The sequence below is a fragment of the Ottowia caeni genome, from assembly GCF_050821495.1.
Taxonomy (GTDB): domain Bacteria; phylum Pseudomonadota; class Gammaproteobacteria; order Burkholderiales; family Burkholderiaceae_C; genus Ottowia; species Ottowia caeni.
In genome coordinates this window covers 226,280-246,998 of sequence record NZ_CP151080.1, presented here as the reverse complement: position 1 = coordinate 246,998, position 20,719 = coordinate 226,280, and the positions used below count along the sequence as shown (strand labels likewise).

Genomic DNA, 20,719 nt, shown 5'->3' with positions numbered 1-20,719 from the left:
TGGTGGTGCGCATGAAGCGGGTTGTGGAATTCCTGCACTCTACGCCCTGGGGCCAATGGGGCAGTCACGCATATTTCATTCCGGCTTGCCAGACAGTTTGCATTTTTTCCCGTAGGTCGGCGGAAATGCGCTCGTCGGTGCGGCTTGACTGCAGAGTTTCGGACATGGCTTGTGCGATGCGGTCAAAGATCTGGTTTGGTTGCGCCACTTGGCAGACATCGCGTCCGAAGCGAATCAGCTCTTCGGGCAGTGGGTAAGTTTTTGAGCGTTGGGATTTGCCAGAGAGCAGGCGCAGGGCCATGGTGTGGTCTTCCAGTTCAGGGCCGCCGGGCGAGCGCTGGTAGCGGTAGATTCGCGTGGTAACCACGTCGAACATGGGCGAAAGACGTATGTTGTCGGCCACGCCTTCATACAGAACGCCGAAATTCTTCAGGTGGGCATCGCCATTGCCCACCATCACTGAGAATGCCAACTGTTCAAAAAAACGATGCAGGTCTTGTTGCGACCCCGTAATAAGACCCAATAGTTCAGCCACTTTCTGGTAGCTGCCGTGGTACTTGCGTTCGGACAAAGTGTCTCGTACGCGCAGCCCCATCAAGGACGCTACATCTTCAAAGCCGTACCGCTCACCGTTCGCGGTTAGATCGAACCTGTCCACCAGCAGCATCTGGCCGTCGTGGCTCAAGTCAACGTGGGCGGTGTCAATGCCTGCGCGCTTGGCCGCGGTCATGCACAGATATTCGTTGGCGGCAAGCCCAGGGTGAGCGGAACTGGCGGTTTTGACGATCAGGTTGGGGATTGGCACCGTAGCTCGGTCGGGCACCATGATCTTGGGCTGCATGCCTGCTACGCCGCTGCCCGTGGATAGGTAGGCGGTGATGAGGTCGTCGAAGACTTTATCGGAGAAGGGGGTGCCGAGGAGCGTTTCGCGAGAAATGGGGACGGCTGCAGGAGGCTGTGGGGCGTCTACTGTCAAGAATCCGAGCCGACCAATGCCATTTCTGCCGATCAGTGCGAGCAGGCGCATGGCGGTCATGGCTTGTTTGGGGAAGCGCTCGCGCAGCCGGTTGAACAGATCTCCTTCCGGCAAGTTCTGGTCTATGACCGGAAAGAGGTCGCCGTCTGTCCAGGTGAGTTTCGTAGGCGGCATGAGCAATCCGGCCACAGGTTGCTCATCGTCGGCCGAGAGGTAGCGGAATTCGTAGCCGGATTGCTGCAGCAACTGCCCGGCGAGCGCGCCAGCGACTTCTACATGAAGGAGTTTTATTTTTTCGGTCATGGAGTCATTCGTCGTCTTCGGCGAATCGCTGGCGCATTTCATCCAGTGTTGGAAGCCCAAGCCTTTCGAGACGAATGGTGTAACCCATGGCACGCAGCACGTCGATCAATGCGCTTGTGGTGACGTCCTTGCCAGTTTCGAGCCGATGCAGCAAGTCTCTACTGCGTTCGGCCTTTCGAGCGACCTGGGTAGCTTGTAGCCCAGCTGCCTGACGGGCGGCACGGACGGATTGGCCGAGATCGGCGAGGGTGCGGATGGGGAGGGCAGAAGACATAATTGTCCTGAATTCAAGACGAATTTTGCATTTTTAATCAAAAATGTCTTTTATTCAAGACGATATGGGGCGCCTGTGCGATATGGCTCAACTTTTCGGGAAGTTCTTTCTCGCCCTCTCGGGACCGCCAAGCTCCAGCTTGGCCTTCCTGATTCCGGCGAGCGCTGCTGTTGCCAAGCTGGAGCTTGGCGATCCCAAGGTGGACATCGGCTCTTTCTGAAGAAAACGGGGTAGTTCTAATAGTTGGTCTGGTTTCCCGGAATCCCGGCGGTGACGGGGCGAGGAAGCGCGAGTTGTCTGACGCTAATCGCAGTTTGACATTCTTGTATCCAATCGAATACAACATCGCTTCGGCGAAGGCACTTGCAGCCACATTGGAGGATTGAAGTTATGAATGCACAGAAATCCATCAAAATTTCTTCGCTTCCTCGTTTCGACGCGGCGGAACATCTTCAAGATGAGGGGGATATTGCCGCTTATCTGACGGTGGTACTGGAAGAAAATAACCCTGGCGCACTGGCGCACTGGCGCACTGGCTCAGGCGCTGGGCACGATTGCCAGAGCGCGAGGCATGAATGACATTGCCAAGGCGTCAGGCATTGGGCGAGAGTCACTCTACAAGGCGCTGCGGCCTGGCGCACACCCCAGGTTTGAAACAGTGGCTCGCGTGTGTGCCGCACTCGGCGTGAAACTGGTGGCGATCCCGTCGGGTGGCGGGTAAGTTTCTGACACGTCAGATTTGCCGGACAGATAGATCGTGCTGCAAATCAGTTGCTTGCCCTCCTGGGACCGCCAAGCTCCAGCTTGGCCTTCTGGCCCCCGGAGAGCGCTGCTGTTGCCAAGCTGGAGCTTGGCGATCCCAAGGGAACTCCATGGGGGCAGGTTCCGCCGTGGGGAAATCAGGGTCAGATCACAATGGAAATCAGGGTCAGATCACAATAATTCATCAATTCTCAGCGGCTTTCGCCCATCGCCGAATCGTTGCGCGCAATGTGCGCTGCATAGCGTTGTCGATAGGCATGGTTGGTACTAGTTCTAGCAGTGATGCGGGGGCGACGTAGCCGTGCTCAATCAGCCCTATGCAGAATTCACGATCCTTCTCCGGTCATAAGGACTAGCTGAGTTGGTTGCTGATGGAGACCCCACTTTTCAGGTCGCTCACCTGCTGCAAAATGCGTTGGCGAATTTCATCTGGAAGAATGGTGACGAGAGGCGATGCTTGGCGTAATTGTTGGGCATGACGAGTGGGCCCCAGCACCTTGCGCCAGTGGCCTGCCTGGAGAATGTCCACCCATTCGTGCCATAAGGCCGCGGAGCGGGAGTTGCCCTCCGAGAGCCAGCGCTGAAGAGTGTCTTGGGCCTCGCCCACTAAGGCAGGGTTTGCCTTGGCAAGCCGCACGGCTTCTTCGTGCAGTGCCAGGCTCTGCAAATCCTGAAGCTGGTGCTTGGCTTGATCCGCAGAGACATGAACTTGCACAATTGGTGCCGCGCGGCGAGATCGTGCTGCGGCAGAGCCTGCCGGTGCTGGCTGGAATGTGTCGCTAGCCAGCAGCGCCAAATCCCCGCTGATGCCCAGGACTGACATGACGCGCAAATAATTGCCGATGGAGGGTGCCGGGTCCCCCGTTTCAATGGCGCGCAAGGTGTTGCGGGTTATGCCGGCACGCGCGGCTACCTCGACCGTTCCCAATTGTTGTGCTTTACGCAGAACCCTTAGCCGATCACCCAGTTGCAGCAGGAGCTGGCGCTCCAGAACGCGATTGAGGCTTGTGTCGATCATATGAGCATTTATTTGACCAAAATATAATAATTTGGTCAATATACTGATCAAATAAGCGATTAAAGTTACCGTCAATCAGTCCCTCCCCGGCTGCGCCGGAGGTAGGGGTTCGGGAATGGTCTCCGCCTATTTAACCTTGATCCGGCAGTTGACCGCTTGCAATCTCCAAAAAAGCCGCGTGGACACTCAATTTCGATGCTCCTATAACGCTCACCTGTTTGGGCGGCCGGCTGCGGCTGAGAGCGCTACGCACCCGATCAGGTCGCCCTCGGGCACGCTGGCGGCGTTGCTCGTTCTTGCAGGCTCGAGCCTGCCGCGTCCTCACGTCTTGCCAGCGCACCCGATGACGACCTGCTCGGGCGCGTCCAACTGCCGGATCCAGGTTAAAGCCTTATGGAAGTTGCTGGATGGTGGGCGCGGGACTTGAACACGGTCAGCCAACGCTTATGCGCCGCTGCGCCTCCTGGGAGCGCATCTACCCGTCCATCCAGCGGGAAAGAGTTTGACCAATGATTGCCATTGAAGTCAAATGAAACCAGCGTCAACTCCAGTGCCTGATCTCTGGGACCGCCAAGCTCCAGCTTGGCCTTCTTGTCCTCGGCGAGCGCTGCTGTTGCCAAGTTGGAGCTTGGCGATCCTAAGGGAACTCCATGGGGGCAGGTTCTGCCGGATTTCAGTCTGGGGTCAGGGTGCCTCCATCAGCGCTTCAATCTCATCCGCATCCACAGGCACTCCGCGGGTGATCAACTCGCAGCCGGTTTCGGTCACGATGGCGTCGTCCTCGATCCGGATGCCGATGTTCCAAAACTCCTCGGGCACGCCTTCGCCCGGTCGAACGTAGATGCCGGGCTCGATGGTCAAGACCATGCCAGGGCGCAGGATGCGGCTGGGGCGGTCTTTGATGACTTCTCCCGAGAGGGGGTCGATTCGCTCGCTGACTTGCCCGATTTCGGTGGGCTCCACGTAGCTGCCGCAGTCGTGCACGTCCATGCCCAGCCAGTGGCTGGTACGGTGCATGTAGTGAATGAAATGGTGGCGGCCGGCGATGGCGTCGTCCACGGTGCCATGCTTGTTTTTGTCGAGCAGGCCGAGGTCGAGCATGCCCTGTGTGAGCACCCTGACGGTGGCTTCATGCGGGTCGTTGAAGCGAGCGCCTGGGCGGGTGGCCGCAATCGCAGCCTCTTGGCTGGCCAGCACCAGGTCGTAAAGCGCGCGCTGCGGTCCGCTGAATTTTCCGTTGGCGGGGAAGGTGCGGGTAATGTCGCTGGCGTAACCGTCGAGCTCGCAGCCCGCGTCGATCAGCACCAGTTCGCCGTCGCGAATGGGGGCGGCGTCGGCGCGGTAGTGCAGGATGCAGGCATTGGCGCCGGCGGCCACGATGCTGCCGTAGGCGGGGTACTGTGAGCCGTGCTGCCTGAATTCGTGCAGCAGTTCGGCGTCGAGGTGATATTCACGCACGTCCTGGCCGGCGCGGAGCATGGTGGCAGAACGCTGCATGGCGCGAATGTGCGCGCCAGCGCTGATGCTGGCCGCGCGGCGCATGATGTCCTGCTCGTGTGCGTCTTTAATCAGGCGCATTTCGTCGAGGATTGCGCACGCATCTCTTTGTGTCTCAGGCGCCAGTGCACCGTAGCGGACCCGGGTGCGCACCTTCTGCAGCCAGCCGTCGATGCGCCCTTCAAGCCCCGGGTGGGTGGCAAAGGGGTACCAGACAGTGGCTTTGTTTTCCAGGAGCTTGGGCAGACGTTCGCTGAGTTCGTTGACCGAATGCGCTTCATAAACACCCAGAGCGGCGGGTGCTGCTTCAGGACCTAGGCGAATGCCGTCCCAGATCTCGCGCTCCAGGTCTTTGGGCTGGCAGAAAAGTGTGCTGCGGCCGTCGCCCGTGAGCACCAGCCATGCATCAGGCTCCGTGAAGCCGGTGAGGTAATAGAAGTAGCTGTCGTGGCGATAGAGGAAATCGCTGTCGCGGTTGCGCGGGTGAACTGTTGCCGTGGGAATGATGGCGACCGAATCAGCGCCGCCGAGTCGGGTCATTTCGGCAGCCAGGCGGGCGCGACGAGTGGCGTAGGGGGAGGTTGTCATGTTTGGTGCTTCAAGCGTGCTGGATGATGGAGATTCTCGCCTTTTCGGATCTTTCGTCGCGCCTTTGTTTCGTGCAGGGGCTTTGGGCTGAGAGGTGCCTTGCCTGGGACCGCCAAGCTCCAGCTTGGCAATAGCGGCGTTCGTCGAGGGCAAGAGGGCCAAGCTGGAGCTTGGCGGTCCCAGGGGGCGCCTGAAAGATTGGCGCGTTATCTGCCAGCTGCGTTGAGCTCTGCCAGTCGCTGGGGCGTGCCGACATCTGTCCAGGGGCCTTGGTAGAGCTCTGCGCTGACCAGGCTCGCGTTAATCGCTTTGCGCAGCAACGGCGCCAGTGGCGCAGCGGTGCCTTGCGGGTTGCCGGGAAGTATGGTGCACCAGGGCTGCTCAAAAAGCTGCCGGCGATAGAGGGCGATGGCGCTGAAGGTGTGCTTTTGTCCGCCGGCAGGGGCTTCGTTCAACGCCAAGCCGTCGTTGCCAATGGCGAAATCTCCACCCGGGTTGTGGGGCGGGTTCGGTACCAGCCATAGATGGGCCAGTTTGCCGCTGGCGGCAAAGCGCAGCGCGCGCTCGCGGGTATACGAAAAATCGGGGGCGAAGATGTCTGCTGCGGCTACCCAGAAAACGTCTTCCTCGCGCGGCGTGAGCATGGGGAGGGCGCGGGCAATGCCGCCTGCGGTTTCCAGTGCATAACCGAAGTCGCGCTCCTCTGAGGAAAACCGGATCCCGGCGCACTCGCCCGGGGCTGCCTTCGGAGTGTTCGCTGTTGCAGGCAAGGTGTCAAAGCGTTGCTCAATCTGCTCGCCCAGCCATGCGGTGTTGATGACGATGTCGCAAATACCGCCTCGCAACAGGGCTTCCAGCGGCCACTGCAGCAGCGGCTTGCCTCGCACTTCCAGCAGCGGCTTGGGTGTGTGGTCGGTCAGCGGACGCATGCGCTCGCCACGCCCAGCGGCCAGAATCATGGCGCGCACGGCAGGGGCGGGCGACGTAGGAGGGGTGTTGAGTCTCATGGGTTTGCCCCGGTCACTCTGAATGGCAGAGCACAGGTATAGAGGTATTCTGCACAACTCCCTGCGGTCTGTGGCAGCGCGGCCTCGGGCGATCCGCACTACCACCAACTTGCGAGGGTTATGCAGAGTATCTCTTGCAAGACTTTATTACGGATTTGCGCTGGCAGGTCATCCCTGGCGAGAAGGTTCCGAGCTTGTTCTCAAGCTCAGATCGCACAGGTCCTCTGTTAGGCGCTCGGTGCGTTTTTCTGCCGGGTTTGGCCGCGGCCGGTAAAATCGGCGGTTTGCGTTCGCATAACGCGGGCGCAGCACTGCTTATTTTTTCGCTATTCCCCGGAGTTTATTCGCATGGCAAATGCATCTCTCATGGCCAACGCCATCCGCGCCCTGGCCATGGACGCCGTTCAACAAGCTAACTCCGGCCATCCCGGTGCTCCTATGGGAATGGCCGATATGGCTGTTGCTCTCTGGGGCAGGCACCTCAGGCACAACCCGGCCAACCCGCAATGGGCAGACCGCGACCGTTTCGTGCTCTCCAACGGCCACGCGTCGATGTTGCTGTACTCGTTGCTGCACCTCACGGGCTATGAACTGCCGCTGCAGGAGCTGAAGGATTTTCGGCAACTGCACAGCAAGACGGCCGGTCACCCCGAGCATGGCATAACGCCCGGCGTGGAAACCACTACCGGCCCGCTGGGGCAGGGTATTGCCAACGCGGTGGGCATGGCCCTGGCAGAAAAGCTCCTGGCGGCTGAGTTCAACCGGCCCGGTCACGCGCTGGTAGACCACAACACCTATGCTTTCCTGGGCGACGGTTGCCTGATGGAGGGCATTAGCCATGAAGCCTGTGCTCTGGCTGGCGCCTGGAAGCTGAACAAGCTGATCGCGCTGTATGACGACAACGGTATCAGCATCGACGGCCAGGTGACCCCCTGGTTCGTGGACAACACCGCCGAGCGCTTCAGTGCGTATCAGTGGAATGTGATCGGCCCGATCGACGGCCACAATGTCGACGCCGTGGACGCTGCCATTGCCGAAGCCAAGAATAGCGCTGATCGGCCCACGCTGATCATTTGCAAGACTTCGATTGGCAAGGGCTCGCCCAACCGCCAGGACACCGCGAAGGCCCACGGCGAACCGCTGGGCGCAAGCGAAATTACCCTGACGCGTGAAGCGTTGGACTGGCCCCATGGCCCGTTCGAGATTCCTGAGGCTGTGTACGCCGACTGGGACGCCAAGGCTGCCGGCACCAAGGTGCAGGCTGAATGGGAAGAGCGCCTGGCCGAATACGCCAAGGCCTACCCCCGCCTGGCAGAAGACTTCAAGCGCCGCATGGCCGGCGAGTTGCCCAAGAACTTTGCCCAGGTGGCCGTGGATGCCGCCGTTGAGGCGCACAAGAAAGCGGAAACTGTGGCCAGCCGCAAGGCCAGCCAGTTGGCGCTGGAAGCGTTCACTGCCGCACTGCCTGAGTTGATTGGCGGCAGCGCCGATTTGACGGGCTCCAACCTGACCAACACGTCCTCTACCGCACCATTGCGCTTTGCCGATGATGGCAGCGTGGTTCTGCCTGAAGCCCCCGCGGCTGAAACCGAGGGCGCAGACGCGGCGCCGGCCATCAGTGCGCGCTTCCATATCAACTATGGCGTGCGCGAGTTCGGTATGGCCGCGATCATGAATGGCCTGGCCTTGCATGGCGGCTACATTCCCTACGGCGGCACTTTCCTGACTTTCAGCGACTACAGCCGTAACGCCATTCGGATGGCGGCACTGATGAAGCAGCGCGTGGTGCATGTGTTCACGCACGACAGCATCGGTTTGGGTGAAGATGGCCCTACGCACCAGAGTATTGAGCACGCCGCTAGCCTGCGCCTGATTCCGGGGCTGGACGTTTGGCGCCCCGCTGATACAGCTGAAACGACGATCGCCTGGGCCGTGGCGCTGAATAATCGCGAGCGCCCCACTGCGCTGCTGTTGAGCCGCCAGAATCTGCCTTATCTGCCCAAGCGCGACCTGGGTGAGATCAGCCGCGGCGCCTATGTGCTGAGTGAACCATCTGACGTGGGCCTGAAGAAGAGGCCCCAGGCCGTCATCATGGCCACGGGCTCCGAGGTGCAACTGGCCCTGAAGGCGCAAGCCTTGCTGGCGGAGCGGAAAATTGCGGTGCGTGTGGTTTCAGTGCCGAGCACGCAAGCCTTTGATCGACAAACGCTGGCGTACAAGAAGTCGGTTCTGCCTGCCAGTTTGCCGCGTGTTGCGGTAGAGATGGGCGTCACCGACGGCTGGTGGAAGTATGGCTGCGCGGCGGTGGTGGGCATTGATCGCTACGGCGAGTCGGCGCCCGCAGCCAAGCTGTTTGATTTCTTCGGCTTCACGCCGGAGAACGTGGCTGACACGGTGAGAGCTGTGCTGCGTCGCTGAGAGAGAGTTGACGATTTCGACGCTGCTCTGAAATTCTCCCCCTCTCGCTCGCGGGAGAGGGTGGGAAAGGGAAGTGGTGTGCTCAAGGATGCGCTGCTTGCCCTCACCCCAACCCTCTCCCAGGGGGAGAGGGAGTAAGACAGGTGCCTCTCCAGTGAGGGAGAGGGGGTAAGGCATGTGCCTCCCTGGTAAGGGAGAGGGGTAAGACAGGGGCCTCTCCCATGAAGGGGAGGGTTTAGGACACGATTTTCAGTTTATTAGTAAAGGGGAAAGCAATGACCATCAAAATCGGCATTAACGGCTTCGGTCGCATCGGTCGCATGGTGTTTCGCGCCGCGGTGAAGAACTTTTCTGACATCGAGGTCGTGGGTATCAATGACCTGCTCGAGCCGGACTATCTTGCCTACATGCTCCAATATGACAGCGTGCACGGTCGTTTTGACGGTGATGTGAAAGTTGAAGGCAACACGCTGGTCGTCAATGGCAAGAAAATTCGCCTGACTGCCGAGCGGGACCCAGCAAACTTGAAGTGGAACGAAGTTGGCGCCGATATCGTCATTGAATCCACTGGCCTCTTCCTGACCAAGGAAACCGCGCAAAAGCACATTGATGCGGGCGCCAAGAAGGTGATCATGTCGGCCCCCTCGAAGGACGACACCCCCATGTTTGTGCATGGCGTGAACTGCGCGAAGTACGCGGGCGAACCCATTATCAGCAACGCCAGCTGCACCACCAACTGCCTGGCGCCCATTGCCAAGGTGCTGAATGACAAGTGGGGCATCAAGCGCGGCCTGATGACCACTGTGCACGCTGCCACTGCCACACAAAAAACCGTGGACGGACCCAGCAACAAAGACTGGCGCGGCGGCCGCGGCATTCTGGAAAACATTATTCCATCCAGCACCGGCGCTGCCAAGGCGGTGGGCGTGGTGTTGCCCGACTTGAAGGGCAAGCTCACGGGCATGTCTTTCCGCGTGCCGACTTCCGACGTTTCCGTGGTCGACCTGACCGTGGAACTGGAAAAGCCCGCCACCTACGCCGAGATCTGCGCCGAAATGAAGGCGCAGAGCGAGGGCAAGATGAAGGGCATTCTGGGCTACACCGAAGATAAGGTCGTGGCGACCGATTTCCGTGGCGACACACGCAGCTCCATTTTTGATATGGAAGCCGGTATTGCACTGGACTCCACCTTCGTCAAGCTGGTGAGCTGGTACGACAACGAGTGGGGCTACTCCAACCGTTGCCTCGACATGGTGCGCGTGGTCAGCCAGAAATAAGCTGCGGCATATTTCTTTACCCTCTCCCTCTGGGAGAGGGTGGGGTGAGGGCTTTCACGGCGTGAGCAGGCACCTCTGTCCGATCGGTCAAGAAGATCAGCATGCAAGCGGTTCACATTGCCGACCTCGAAACCGCCATTAATTTTTGGCGGGCGCGGGAGCCTGCGCGGGCCGGTATGGCACTGGCCCCTGAAGTGTCGGCCCTGTCAGAGGTTTACGCTTTGATGGTGTTCCATGGTCAGGACGAGGTGGAAGCCAGCCGCATGCCCGAGGCGGCGCGCGCTGCCTGGTTGTACTGGTATGCCAGCATGCCAGATACACCCTGCATTGCCATTTGCTCCACCAGCCAGGGCGATGCTATTTGCAAGGGGTGTGGCCGTACTGAGCACGAAGTTCAGGATTGGCTGGCCCTAAGCCCTTACGAAAAGCGAGCTGTCTGGCGGCGGATCACGCAGCAGGGAACAGCGTTGCGCTTCAACCGCTATGCGGAGCGGGCTCTGAGGGGGTGTTAGTAATAACCCCAGGTTGCCAGTTCTTTCGCGCAATGTTTTAATCGCCGGTTATCCGAAGGGGAGTAGCTCCCCGCCGTGTGGCTTCCATGAAAGTGCGCACGGCACTGCCGGGTCGTCATCACGAAGCGTAGGAAATTTTTCGCGCTTCCGGCCCGTCGGGTAGCTCACCGCACCATGTGCGAAGGGCTGCCGAGCAAGACCTTCGATCAAGTTCGCCTGCGCAGGCGAGGCCTTTGGTCGAAGTCGGTTCTGTTGCCTCGGCGGCGCGCGAATGTTCTCTCGCGCAATCTCCAGGGTCCAGAATTATTTCTTCAGGTTTGTCTTGCGTGGGTGAAAATCGCACTCGAGTTTGTTTTTTGGAGCTTTAAGTTCATGGAGTTTCTCTCTGCCCCCTGGTGGTCCGCGCTGCTGGCCATTATTTTGATCGACTTGGTTCTCGCTGGCGACAACGCCATTGTGATCGCACTGGCTGCGCGCAGCCTTCCAAAGCACCTACAGAAAAAGGCCATTATTTGGGGCACGGTTGGTGCCATTGCCGTGCGTACGCTCATGACGCTGGTGGTTGTCTGGCTGCTCAAGATCCCGGGCTTGATGCTCGTGGGGGGCATAGGTCTGCTGTGGATCGCCTACAAGCTGGTCGCCGATCAGGGCGGCGACGAAGACGAGCATGGCCCCGTGGCCAGCACGTTCTGGGGCGCCATGAAAACCATCATCATTGCCGATGCGCTGATGGGCATCGACAACGTGCTGGGCGTGGCGGGTGCTGCGCACGGTGCCATGGATCTGGTGGTGATTGGCTTGCTCATCAGCGTGCCGATCGTGGTCTTTGGCTCCACCATGGTGCTCAAGCTGGTTGATCGCTTCCCCGTCATCATCTACGTGGGTGCGGGTGTGTTGGCCTATACAGCCGGTACGATGATTGTGAATGAAACGCTTCTGTCGAACTGGTTCGGCACCAAGGAAGCGCCGATTGCTGTGGCGCGCTGGGGCGTGGCCATTGCCTGTGTGGTCGGGGTGCTGGGTCTCTCCTGGCTGGCTTCGCGTCGCCAGCAAAAGGTGGCTGAGTAACCTCATTAGCGGATGGTGCGGGTGTAATGCCCGCATTCCGCCCTGATCACCGTAGGTTATGCTGCAGGTATGAAACTGGTTCTTAAATGGGTTCTCAGCGCTGCCGCCTTACTGGTGGTGGCCTACCTGTACGGCGGCGTGGTGGTGAACAATTTCACCTCTGCGCTAATTGCGGCCGCAGTCATCGGCTTGCTGAACATGGTTGTGCGGCCGATTCTGGTGGTGCTGACCTTGCCAGCCACGGTGCTAACTTTGGGGCTTTTCCTGTTCGTCATCAACGCGTTGATGTTCTGGGCTGCCTCGGGCATGCTGAACGGCTTCCACGTGGCGGGCTTCTGGGCCGCGCTGCTCGGCTCCCTGATCTACTCGGCGCTGGGCTTGCTCATTGATGCGCTGGTGGAGCGGGTCTAGTGGGCGTGAGCTTGCATGGCCTCCTTTCTCTCGCTCAGGCCGTCGGCCGGGATGTGCGCCCGGCAGCGCAGTTACTTTTTTTGCTCCGCCAAAATAAGTAACCAAAAAAGGCGGACCCCACTGGACGTGTCCCTGCGCTTCGCTTCGGGCAACCTGCGGTACTCACGCGAGGGGAGGTGCTACAGAACTCACTTCGTTCACTGCGTTCTCTCCGTTCAAACAACTGTAGCAAGCTAGTTCACGAAGCAAGGGCATCTTGCAGTGCCCTTGCCCTCCCCTCGCGCTCCGTTCCTCGGCACTTCCAGAGGGGCAGGGAAACCTGAATCGGGCCATTGCTTCGCTCGGCTTGGGGCTAGAAGCGGGCAATCGCTTCACACGGCACCGTGCCCCAACACTCCCGTCATCCCCCGCAGCCGGAGCCAATGCAGCTTACTCAGCGCTGTTTGAATGGCGGAATTCTGACCAGCGTTTCAGCGCAGCTTGGCCTCATCCAGCCGTTGCTGCGCCAAGGCCGCCTGTGACTCCCTGAGTCGGGTGTCAATGATGCTGGCTTCGATCAAATCGGCTGTGCTGCCAGGATTTTTGCGCGAATAGTCCTGCGCCGCACGAAAACGGTCTACCGCACCGGCCAGTTCTCTATGGGCCAATTGGGCCTCTCCTTCTGCACGCAGCGAGCGCAGCACCTGCCCCTGGGCGGCATGGGCCGCTGCCAGTGCTTGCCAGGCGCCGGCATCGCGCGGCCGGTCGCTCACCCAGATTTGCAGCAGCGAGGCTGCTTCGACGGGCTGGCCGGTTTTTGTGAGGGCCTGCGCACGCAGCAGTAATTCGGGCCGGCCAGCCTGTCCTTGGCCATCTTGAGAGCGAGGTGACGCGCCTGTAGGCAGCAGTGTCAGCACGCGATCGGGCTGCCCCGCCTGCAGGGCCAATTCGGCTTGCAGCAGGCGGGCCTGGCGTGCGGCGCGCATATCTCCGGCTACAAGGAGCGCCAGCTGGGTGGCAAGTGCCTGTGCGCGAGGCAGGTCGCGCAACTGCGCATGCGCCAGGGCGGCGGCATAGAGTGCGCCCGCGCGGCGTGCCAGCGGCTGGCTCGAAAAGCCTGCACCGTTAGGTTCACTGGCCCAGGCTCGCAGCACATCGACTCCCTGGCGACTCAGCACGCGCGCCCTGCCCGCAACGAGCAGCGCCTCCAGATCGGCGGGCGGTGCCGCGCTTGGGTTGAGGCCTTCACTGCGTTGGCGCTGCTGCATGTCGGCGATGCGCTGCGTGGTCAGCGGGTGGCTGCGTAGGTAGGGCCAGTCACCGTTGTCTGAAAGGCGCGAGGCGTTCTGTAGCTTTTCGAACATGCCGGTAAATCCGCGCCCAGCATAGCCCGCTTGTTCAAGCACGCCGTAGCCAATGCGGTCGGCCTCCCGCTCCATGTCGCGAGAGTAGTTGAGCTGCTGCTGGATGAGGGCGGCCTGCCCGCCCACCGCCAAGGCGGTGCCGGCCTGCGGGTTCTTGCTGGCGGCAATCATGCCGATCACCATGGCTGCCATCATCAGCGGCGCTTGCCGGGACTGTTGACTGAGCATGCGGGGAATATGCCGCTGCGTGATGTGGCTCATTTCGTGTGCAAGCACCGAGGCCAGTTCGTCTCGCGTGGTGACCACACCGACCAGACCCAGGTGAAGCCCGAAGTAACCCCCTGGCAGCGCGAAGGCATTGATGGCGCGGTCACGACCCAGCAACACCTCCCAGGCGTAGCGCTCTTCGAGTTCAGGCGTGAGTTCACCCCGCGCACGCGCCCCGGCCAGCAGCGCACGCCATAGGCCGTCTACATACTCGCCGATTACCGGGTCGTCGATATAGTCCGGGTCTCGGTAGAGCTCACGAATGATGGAGTCGCCCAGTTTGCGTTCTTCCAGGGTCGTCATCAGACCGGCATCGCCCAAAGATGGCAGGCCGCGTGAAGGGGCTGGAGGGGCCGTGCCGGGTGTCTGAGCGCTCACGACCGAGGGTGCCAGCGTGGTGGCCAGCCATAAGGCCAGAAAAGTGGCAGTTACCGATGAGTTCTTACGTTTCACGCTACCTCGATAAGGGTCAGGTCCACTTATGATGCCGTATCTGCGTTCATGTTCCCCGCCTGTGACCCATCCTACGACACCTCTTACGCATTTTGACGCTCAAGGCCAGGCCCATATGGTCGATGTGGGTGCCAAGCCCTCTACCCACCGCGTGGCCGTGGCAGGCGGGCGCATTGAAATGCTGCCGGCCACGCTGGCACTGATTGAAGCGGGCACGGCCAAGAAAGGCGATGTGCTGGGCATAGCCCGTATAGCGGGGATCATGGCGGCCAAGCGCACGAGCGAGCTGATTCCGCTTTGCCACCCGCTGGCGCTCAGCCGTGTGGCTATCGACTTTGAATACATCCGAGCTGAAGAGGGTGGTACTGGCGCCGTGGCTTGCACGGCCACAGCGGAAACCACCGGCCCCACCGGGGTGGAGATGGAAGCCCTGACAGCGGTGCAGATTGCCCTGCTGACCATCTACGACATGTGCAAGGCCGCTGATCGTGGCATGGTGATTGCCGGCGTGCGCCTCTTGGAGAAGCGCGGTGGCAAGTCGGGAAGCTATGTGGCGGCAGAAAAATAGCCTTCCTGCGTGGCGGTGGCCAGGTTTTCCTTGTAACGAGACTTGGCCTGGCAGTGCGACCTGACAGTGGAGGGTTGATCGGTGACCAGTGAGGTCTGTGCATCGGGAAGGACGCGTTCTGCATCCAGGATAAGTTTCTGGAGCATCAGGTCGATGGTGTTGAAGCCTTGAGCGAGCATGTCAAATTTCTATGCCAACTGAATGTGAATGGTTCTTGCGAAAGAACTTCAGTAACAAGATACATGCCAACGTTCCGGAAGTTGCAATTCCTTACCGATGCGCGCGATGGCCAAGTGACAGCAGCAATGACTCTTTTCCTATGCCGTCGAGTGCAGGTCGCCCGGATTGACGGAGGTCTTTGGCCCACTCTTGGTACTCGACCGGAAAGGCCGCGCGAAACCGGGCCATGTGAGCCAGCGCCAAGTCGTTTTTGCCCAGTAAGGCTGCGCTTTCAATGACTTTGATGGCCGTGCGTGACTCAGGCGAGAAATGCAGCGCGGCGAGGGCGGCGGGCAGTAGCCATTCGGCGGTTTCCGGGGTGACCGGGGTGGTGGTGACTTTTGCAAAGCGCACAACGTCGGCAAACAGCCAGGAGCGCTGGGCATGAGCCTGGGCATCAAAGCGGTAGAGGCTGGAGCGCTCCTCATAGGGAAGAAAAAGCTGGCTGATGCGGTGGTAGTCCCACCCGGTGTAGGCCACGGCGGCCAGCAAGGCTGCAGCAACGGCTTGTCTGACGGGAAAGCGGACGGTGATGCCGACCGAGACCGAGGGCCGCCAGAGCAACCATATGCTCAGGATGGCTGCGATCTGAAATGGGCCGTACCACAGCGGATACTCCACCATGCTATGAATCCCGATGGCGGCCAGCACGCCCCAGGCCAGTTGCCGTTCAGCGTCTTGCTCAGACCAAGGCTTGCCTCGCCAGAGGAGCCACGCCACCAGCGCGCATGCCATCACGGCGATTGGCGCGCCCAGTTCCACCGCCAGGTGCAGCGGGAGGTTGTGTGCGTTGTCCAATATGTGGCAAAAGCGCGGCCCGTCGTATAGGGTAATGTAGTGCGCGTAGTCGAGCTCGCCCCAGCCCCAGCCAAACCATGGCTTGAGGGAAATCAGATGCAGCACGTTGCTCCAGAGGGTGATCCGGCTCCCGCAGGTGGATTCGGCGGTGCGCAGGCGTTCGATGACGTCACGCCCTGCTATGCCCTGGGTGTTCTCGATGAGCGCGGGCAGTATGAGCGCCGCTGCCAGGTAAATGACCAACGCCGCGCCCGCTACCGCGAGGCGCCTGCGCTGGTTTGGGAGCCCTCGCGCCCACCACAGCGCCACGGCGCCCAGTACCAGCAATTCCACCAGCCCTACGCGCGAGGCGGTGGCAGCCAGGGCCGTGAGCAGCAGGGCGGCTATCCAGCTGGCGTGTGGCGCAGTGATGCGCCGGCATTGCAGCAACCAGCGCAAGGCCAGCAGGCCGATGATCAGCAGGGAGGCCAATTGATTGGGCTGGCGCAGGTTGCCGAAGGCCTGGCCCGGCTGTGCAATGCTGATCCAGGGGTGAAAAGGTGCTTCTAAGTTGAAATACTGCAGGAGTGCGATCAGGCTGCTTGCGACCGCCGCCGCCAGCCAGCCTGAGGCGATCATGACGGCGCCATGCTGCCGCTCAGCGGTTGGCCACAGGGCGAGCAGCAGCGCGCCGATGCCTATGGAAGCGAGGTAGGGGACGGTGGCAGCTGAGGGGCCTGCGGTCAGGGACCAGAGCCAGGGGAGGGCAACCACGAAGGAATACAGCGATCGGAGGGGCATCGGGGGATTGTGCCAAGCGATGCTGGGGAATTACTTTTCCCCTTTGGCCCCTGTCTCTGTGTCATTTGGGTGGTGGTGGCTTTTGCTCTTTGGCAGAGGTCGTCGGCCGGGATGTGCGCCCGGCAGCGCAGTTACTTTTTTTGCTCCGCCAAACAAAGTAACCAAAAAAAGGCGGACCCCACTTGACGTGTCCCTGCGCTTCGCTTCGGGCAGCCTGCGGTACTCACGCGAGGGGAGGCACTGCGGAACTCACTTCGTTCACTGCGTTCTCTACGTTCAAACAACCGCAGTGAGTCAGTTTACGAAGCAAGGGCATCTTGCAGTGCCCTTGCCCTCCCCTCGCGTTCCGTTCCTCGGCACGTCAAGAGGGGCAGGGAGACCTGATTCGGGCCTTTGCTTCGCTCGGCCTGGGGTGGTTTTATGGCGAGCGCTTTTTCCTCTTCTTCCCACTTTCCCTCGGGTCCGCCTCAATACCTTTACTCAGGCTTTCGGACGGCCATGAATGCTTGAACGATCAGGGCCATCGCGGCGCCGGATAGTGCTCCGGTCAGGTGGGCGGCGAAGACGATGTTGAAGCCCCAGCTGTTCTCGAAGCCGACCGGGGTGTCCCAGCCTCGTTCCAGCGCCAGTTTGATGAGCAGCCCGATTCCGAGCCACTGTCCTATGCGGTAGCTGGCGGGGGAGCTGAGCGCGCTTATGGCCAAAATGGCTGCGGCTGCGTGCGCCAGGCTGGCGAGACCGTAGTACCCGCCCACCTGAGGCCAGAGGAGGAGCGCCAGGGTGGAAAGCGGCCAGGCCAGCATCAGGGCGAGTGCATCGCGAGGTCTTACGGGCAACAATGTGCCCAACGCGCCGAGCGCGGCCAGAGCCAGCATGTTGGCCAGGGCATGTGGCAGCAAGAAATGCACGAGGGGCGCGGTCCAGAGCGTCCAGGGGGCAGCGGTCCAGTCTTCTGCGCGCCAAGCCAGATGCTCGGGCGCTACCAGGCCCGCGACGGATGCAAGCCATACTGCGCCGCTAAGGGCGATCAGCAGCGCGCAGGCGAGTGCCCAGGTGCGGGCAGTGGATGGTGCGGGGCTGGTCAAGGCGCTGCGTGCCTTTTGCCGCGCAGCAGGCGTCCGAGCCATTGTGCAAGGTCGTCGATCCAGACGAACACCGCAGGGATCACCAGCAGGCTGAGGAAGGTGGAGGTGATCAACCCGCCGATCACGGACACCGCCATGGGTGAACGGAAGCTTGGGTCGGCCGCGCCCCAGCCAATGGCTACGGGCAGCATGCCGGCCCCCATGGCGAGGGTGGTCATGATGATGGGCCGCGCGCGCTTGTGGCAGGCGTCCATCAGTGCGTCAAACCGGCTCATGGGTGGAACGGCAGGCTGATTTCCCTGGGCTGGGTGCCCGCGCCTGGCCATGATGGCGTATTCGACCAGCAGGATCGAGTTTTTGGTGGCAATGCCCATCAACATGATCAGGCCGATCAGGGAGGGCATGGACAAGCCTTTATGCGTGAGCAGCAACGCCACGAAGGCACCACCCAACGATAGCGGCAGCGCCGCCAGGATCGTGATGGGGTGCAGCACATGGTGGAACAGCAGCACCAGCACAATGTAGATGCACAGCAGCCCGGTGAGCATGGCCAGGCCGAAGCCTACGAACAGCTCTCCCATGACCTCAGCGTCTCCCACCTCCACCACGCGCACGCCGGGCGGCAGGTTTTTCACGGAGGGCAGTTCCTTGGCTTTGGCGGCGACGTCGCCCAGCGGCTGCCCGGAAAGTTCGATTTCCATGTTGACGTTGCGCGCCCGGTCATAGCGGTTAATGATGGCCGGGCCGCCGCTGTAGCTCAGCGTGGCGACTTGCCCCAGGGGCACAGGGCCTTTGGCACCAGGGACGGCCAGGCGGGAGAGCAGATCGAGGTCCTTGCGTGCGGCATCCTCGAGTTTGACCACGATGGGGATCTGGCGCTGCGCCAGGTTGAGCTTGGGTAGCTGTGCGTCATAGTCGCCGAGCGTGGCCACGCGCAGGGTGTCGGCCATGGCAGCGCTGGTCACGCCCAGGTCAGCGGCACGGGCGAAGTCAGGGTGTACGGCAATTTCGGGTCTGACCAGGCTGGCGGTGCTGGTGATGCTGCCCAAACCTGGCAGGCCACGTAGATCGCGCTCGACGGCACGGGCCGCTGCAAGCAGGGCCTGGGGCTCGTCACCTTGCAGCATAAGGATGTATTTTTCGCCAGAACCGCCCAGTCCGACCTTGCTGCGGACGCCGGCCAGGGTGGCCATGTCTCGGCGTACCTCCTGCTCGATCACCTGCTTGCGTGGGCGCTCTCCACGAGCGCTCAACTGGATGGTGAGGGTGGCCTTGCGTACCTCGGCGCTGCTTTGCGCGAAGGGGTCGCCCCCGGCAGACCCTCCGCCTATGGTGGTGTACACGCTCTTGACGCGCGGGTTGCCCATCAGCAACTGACGTGCTTGCTCGGCGACTTGTTCGGTTTGTGCCAGGGTGCTGCCGGGCGGCAGCTCCAGGTAGACCTGCGTCTGGGAGTTGTCGTCCGCAGGGATGAAGCCGGTGGGTAGCAGCGGGATCAGGGCCACGGAGCCCAGGAAGAAGGCGCCCGCGCCGAGCATGGTCAGGATGCGGTGTCGCACACACCAGTTGGCCCAGCGGCCATATACGATGAGCCAGCCCGGATCTTTCTCGGGGGTGACGATCGGTTTGAGCAAATAGGCGGCCATCATTGGCGTGAGCATGCGCGCCACCACGAGGCTGGCGAACACCGCCAGCGAGGCCGTCCAGCCGAACTGCTTGAAGAACTTGCCGACAATGCCGCTCATGAAGGCAGTGGGCAAGAACACGGCAATCAGCGTGAAGGTGGTCGCGACGACCGCCAGTCCGATTTCGTCGGCCGCTTCCATGGCTGCCTGGTAGGGGCTCTTGCCCATGCGCAGGTGGCGGACAATGTTCTCCACCTCGACGATGGCGTCGTCCACCAGAATACCCACCACGAGCGAAAGCGCCAGCAAGGTGACGACGTTGATCGTGAAGCCCAGGAAGTACATGCCGATGAGGGCCGGCAAAATCGACATGGGCAGCGCCACCGCTGAGACGAACGTGGCACGTGCGTCGCGCAGGAAAAGCCACACCACCAGCACCGCCAGCAGCGCGCCTTCTCCCAGCATTTGCAGTGACGCGTGGTACTCTTCCTCCACAGGGGTGACAAAGTCGAACGCCTCGGTGATGCGCATGCCTGGGTGGGCGGCTTCCATCTCCTTGAGCGCCTTGCGCACGCCCGCACCCACTTCAACCTCGCTGGCGCCTCGGCTGCGCGCGATCTCGAAGCCGACCACCGGCTCCCCATTCAGCAGAGCGGCCGCGCGCCGCTGGGCAATGGTGTCTGAAATAGTGGCTACCTGATCGAGCCGCAGGCTGCGGCCGTCCTGCAATGCGATGGGTATGGCGCGGAGTTCGTCGGCCGAACGCACGGTGGCCAGGGTGCGAACCGGCTGTTCCCCCGAGCCCAGGTCAATGCGCCCGCCGGCACTTTCGAGCTGTACCCGCCGCAGTTGCTGCGATACCTCGGCCGCCGTGATGCCCAGCGCCTGCAGCCGCAGCGGATCGAGCGCCACATGAACCTGCCGCTCGACCCCGCCCACCCGGTTGACTGCACCGACTCCTGGCACCGCGAGCAGGCGCTTGGCTATGTTGTTGTCGACGAACCAGGAGAGATCGGCGTCGTTCATGCGCGGCGAGGCGACGCTGTAGGCCAACACCGGCTGGCCCGCCAGATCGAGCTTGCTGACGATGGGGTCGCGCAGGTCGCTGGGCAGGTCGGCGCGGACGCGAGAGATGGCTGAACGGATGTCGTCTACCGCCTCTTGTACGGGCTTTTCCAGGCGGAACTCGACCATCAGCGAGACCGAGCCGTCCTGGATGGTGGTGTAGATGTGCTTGAGGCCCTGAATGGTGGCAATGCTGTTTTCGATCTTGCGAGCCACCTCGTTTTCCAGCTGGCCCGGCGTGGCACCCGGCAGCGCCGCCACCACGTTCACGGTGGGCAGGTCGAGGTCCGGAAAGTTCTGCACCTTCATCGAGTGGAAGGCGAACAGGCCACCCAGCGTGAGCAGCACAAACAGCATCAGGGCCGGTACCGGGTTGCGGATCGACCAGGCGGAGACGTTCATGAG

Annotated in this window: 20 protein-coding genes; 10 read left to right on the top strand and 10 right to left on the bottom strand. The window is 61.4% G+C overall.

Going from position 1 to position 20,719, the window contains the following annotated elements; genetic code table 11:
• Positions 1-64 precede the first annotated feature (64 nt).
• Together AAAK34_RS01200 and AAAK34_RS01195 are read right to left on the bottom strand one after the other, a co-directional pair.
• Positions 65-1,279: a type II toxin-antitoxin system HipA family toxin gene (locus AAAK34_RS01200; RefSeq protein ID WP_231697003.1), complete on the bottom strand. Its 1,215-nt coding sequence runs from the start codon at positions 1,277-1,279 to the stop codon at positions 65-67.
• 4 nt (positions 1,280-1,283) lie between these two features.
• Entirely contained in the window at positions 1,284-1,553 is a 270-nt protein-coding gene (locus tag AAAK34_RS01195) for a helix-turn-helix domain-containing protein (protein ID WP_231697004.1), read from the bottom strand.
• A 43-nt stretch (positions 1,554-1,596) separates the two neighbouring features.
• Between AAAK34_RS01195 and AAAK34_RS01190 the strand changes: the two genes are divergently transcribed.
• From AAAK34_RS01190 to AAAK34_RS01180, 3 genes are all read left to right on the top strand, one after another.
• Positions 1,597-1,773, top strand: coding sequence for a hypothetical protein (locus AAAK34_RS01190; protein ID WP_231697005.1), 177 nt, complete (start codon positions 1,597-1,599; stop codon positions 1,771-1,773).
• A gap of 170 nt (positions 1,774-1,943) precedes the next feature.
• Positions 1,944-2,132 carry a DNA-binding protein gene (locus AAAK34_RS01185; protein ID WP_231697006.1) on the top strand — a complete coding sequence of 63 codons (189 nt, stop codon included), beginning with the start codon at positions 1,944-1,946 and terminating at the stop codon, positions 2,130-2,132.
• Positions 2,125-2,274, top strand: coding sequence for an addiction module antidote protein (locus tag AAAK34_RS01180; protein WP_431777649.1), 150 nt, complete (start codon positions 2,125-2,127; stop codon positions 2,272-2,274). The genes AAAK34_RS01185 and AAAK34_RS01180 overlap by 8 nt, the downstream gene beginning before the upstream one ends.
• Positions 2,275-2,667: 393 nt before the next feature.
• On the opposite strand, the gene AAAK34_RS01175 is transcribed toward AAAK34_RS01180, so the two are convergent.
• On the bottom strand, positions 2,668-3,333 hold the full coding sequence (locus tag AAAK34_RS01175) for a helix-turn-helix domain-containing protein (protein ID WP_231697007.1): 666 nt from the start codon (positions 3,331-3,333) through the stop codon (positions 2,668-2,670).
• 178 nt (positions 3,334-3,511) lie between these two features.
• Between AAAK34_RS01175 and AAAK34_RS01170 the strand changes: the two genes are divergently transcribed.
• Positions 3,512-3,760, top strand: a complete 249-nt coding sequence (locus tag AAAK34_RS01170; RefSeq protein WP_431777648.1) for a hypothetical protein — start codon at positions 3,512-3,514, stop codon at positions 3,758-3,760.
• Positions 3,761-4,017: 257 nt separating this feature from the next.
• On the opposite strand, the gene AAAK34_RS01165 is transcribed toward AAAK34_RS01170, so the two are convergent.
• Entirely contained in the window at positions 4,018-5,418 is a 1,401-nt protein-coding gene (locus AAAK34_RS01165) for an aminopeptidase P N-terminal domain-containing protein (RefSeq protein WP_231697009.1), read from the bottom strand.
• Positions 5,419-5,624: 206 nt separating this feature from the next.
• Positions 5,625-6,425, bottom strand: a complete 801-nt coding sequence (locus AAAK34_RS01160) for a nucleotidyltransferase family protein (protein WP_431777647.1) — start codon at positions 6,423-6,425, stop codon at positions 5,625-5,627.
• 348 nt (positions 6,426-6,773) lie between these two features.
• On the opposite strand from AAAK34_RS01160, the gene tkt reads away from it, so the two are divergent.
• The 5 genes from tkt (at position 6,774) to AAAK34_RS01135 (ending at position 12,111) form a co-directional block, all read left to right on the top strand.
• A complete protein-coding gene (gene tkt, locus AAAK34_RS01155; RefSeq protein ID WP_231697010.1) occupies positions 6,774-8,843 on the top strand; it encodes a transketolase in 2,070 nt (689 codons plus the stop codon).
• Positions 8,844-9,118: 275 nt separating this feature from the next.
• Complete coding sequence (gap, locus tag AAAK34_RS01150; RefSeq protein ID WP_231697011.1) at positions 9,119-10,120, top strand: type I glyceraldehyde-3-phosphate dehydrogenase; 1,002 nt, start codon at positions 9,119-9,121, stop codon at positions 10,118-10,120.
• Between the two features lie 101 nt (positions 10,121-10,221).
• On the top strand, positions 10,222-10,632 hold the full coding sequence (locus AAAK34_RS01145; protein WP_231697012.1) for a DUF3717 domain-containing protein: 411 nt from the start codon (positions 10,222-10,224) through the stop codon (positions 10,630-10,632).
• A 372-nt stretch (positions 10,633-11,004) separates the two neighbouring features.
• On the top strand, positions 11,005-11,700 hold the full coding sequence (locus AAAK34_RS01140) for a TerC family protein (RefSeq protein WP_231697013.1): 696 nt from the start codon (positions 11,005-11,007) through the stop codon (positions 11,698-11,700).
• 69 nt (positions 11,701-11,769) lie between these two features.
• On the top strand, positions 11,770-12,111 hold the full coding sequence (locus tag AAAK34_RS01135) for a phage holin family protein (RefSeq protein WP_231697014.1): 342 nt from the start codon (positions 11,770-11,772) through the stop codon (positions 12,109-12,111).
• Positions 12,112-12,581: 470 nt separating this feature from the next.
• Here the strand turns inward: AAAK34_RS01135 and AAAK34_RS01130 are convergent, their stop codons facing one another.
• On the bottom strand, positions 12,582-14,024 hold the full coding sequence (locus AAAK34_RS01130; RefSeq protein ID WP_231697045.1) for a M48 family metalloprotease: 1,443 nt from the start codon (positions 14,022-14,024) through the stop codon (positions 12,582-12,584).
• A 211-nt stretch (positions 14,025-14,235) separates the two neighbouring features.
• Here AAAK34_RS01130 and moaC point away from each other — a divergent pair, with 211 nt between their 5' ends.
• Positions 14,236-14,742 carry a cyclic pyranopterin monophosphate synthase MoaC gene (moaC, locus tag AAAK34_RS01125; RefSeq protein WP_431777646.1) on the top strand — a complete coding sequence of 169 codons (507 nt, stop codon included), beginning with the start codon at positions 14,236-14,238 and terminating at the stop codon, positions 14,740-14,742.
• On the opposite strand, the gene AAAK34_RS01120 is transcribed toward moaC, so the two are convergent.
• The 4 genes from AAAK34_RS01120 to AAAK34_RS01105 all read right to left on the bottom strand — a co-directional run bounded on the left by AAAK34_RS01120 (position 14,721) and on the right by AAAK34_RS01105 (position 20,716).
• Positions 14,721-14,921: a hypothetical protein gene (locus tag AAAK34_RS01120; protein WP_231697015.1), complete on the bottom strand. Its 201-nt coding sequence runs from the start codon at positions 14,919-14,921 to the stop codon at positions 14,721-14,723. The two genes, moaC and AAAK34_RS01120, sit on opposite strands and share 22 nt — an antisense overlap.
• Positions 14,922-15,012: 91 nt before the next feature.
• Positions 15,013-16,539 carry an O-antigen ligase family protein gene (locus AAAK34_RS01115; RefSeq protein ID WP_231697016.1) on the bottom strand — a complete coding sequence of 509 codons (1,527 nt, stop codon included), beginning with the start codon at positions 16,537-16,539 and terminating at the stop codon, positions 15,013-15,015.
• A 476-nt stretch (positions 16,540-17,015) separates the two neighbouring features.
• A complete protein-coding gene (locus AAAK34_RS01110; RefSeq protein ID WP_231697017.1) occupies positions 17,016-17,624 on the bottom strand; it encodes a rhomboid family intramembrane serine protease in 609 nt (202 codons plus the stop codon).
• Positions 17,621-20,716, bottom strand: a complete 3,096-nt coding sequence (locus AAAK34_RS01105; RefSeq protein ID WP_231697018.1) for an efflux RND transporter permease subunit — start codon at positions 20,714-20,716, stop codon at positions 17,621-17,623. Before AAAK34_RS01105 ends, AAAK34_RS01110 begins: the two co-directional genes overlap by 4 nt.
• Positions 20,717-20,719: the final 3 nt, after the last annotated feature.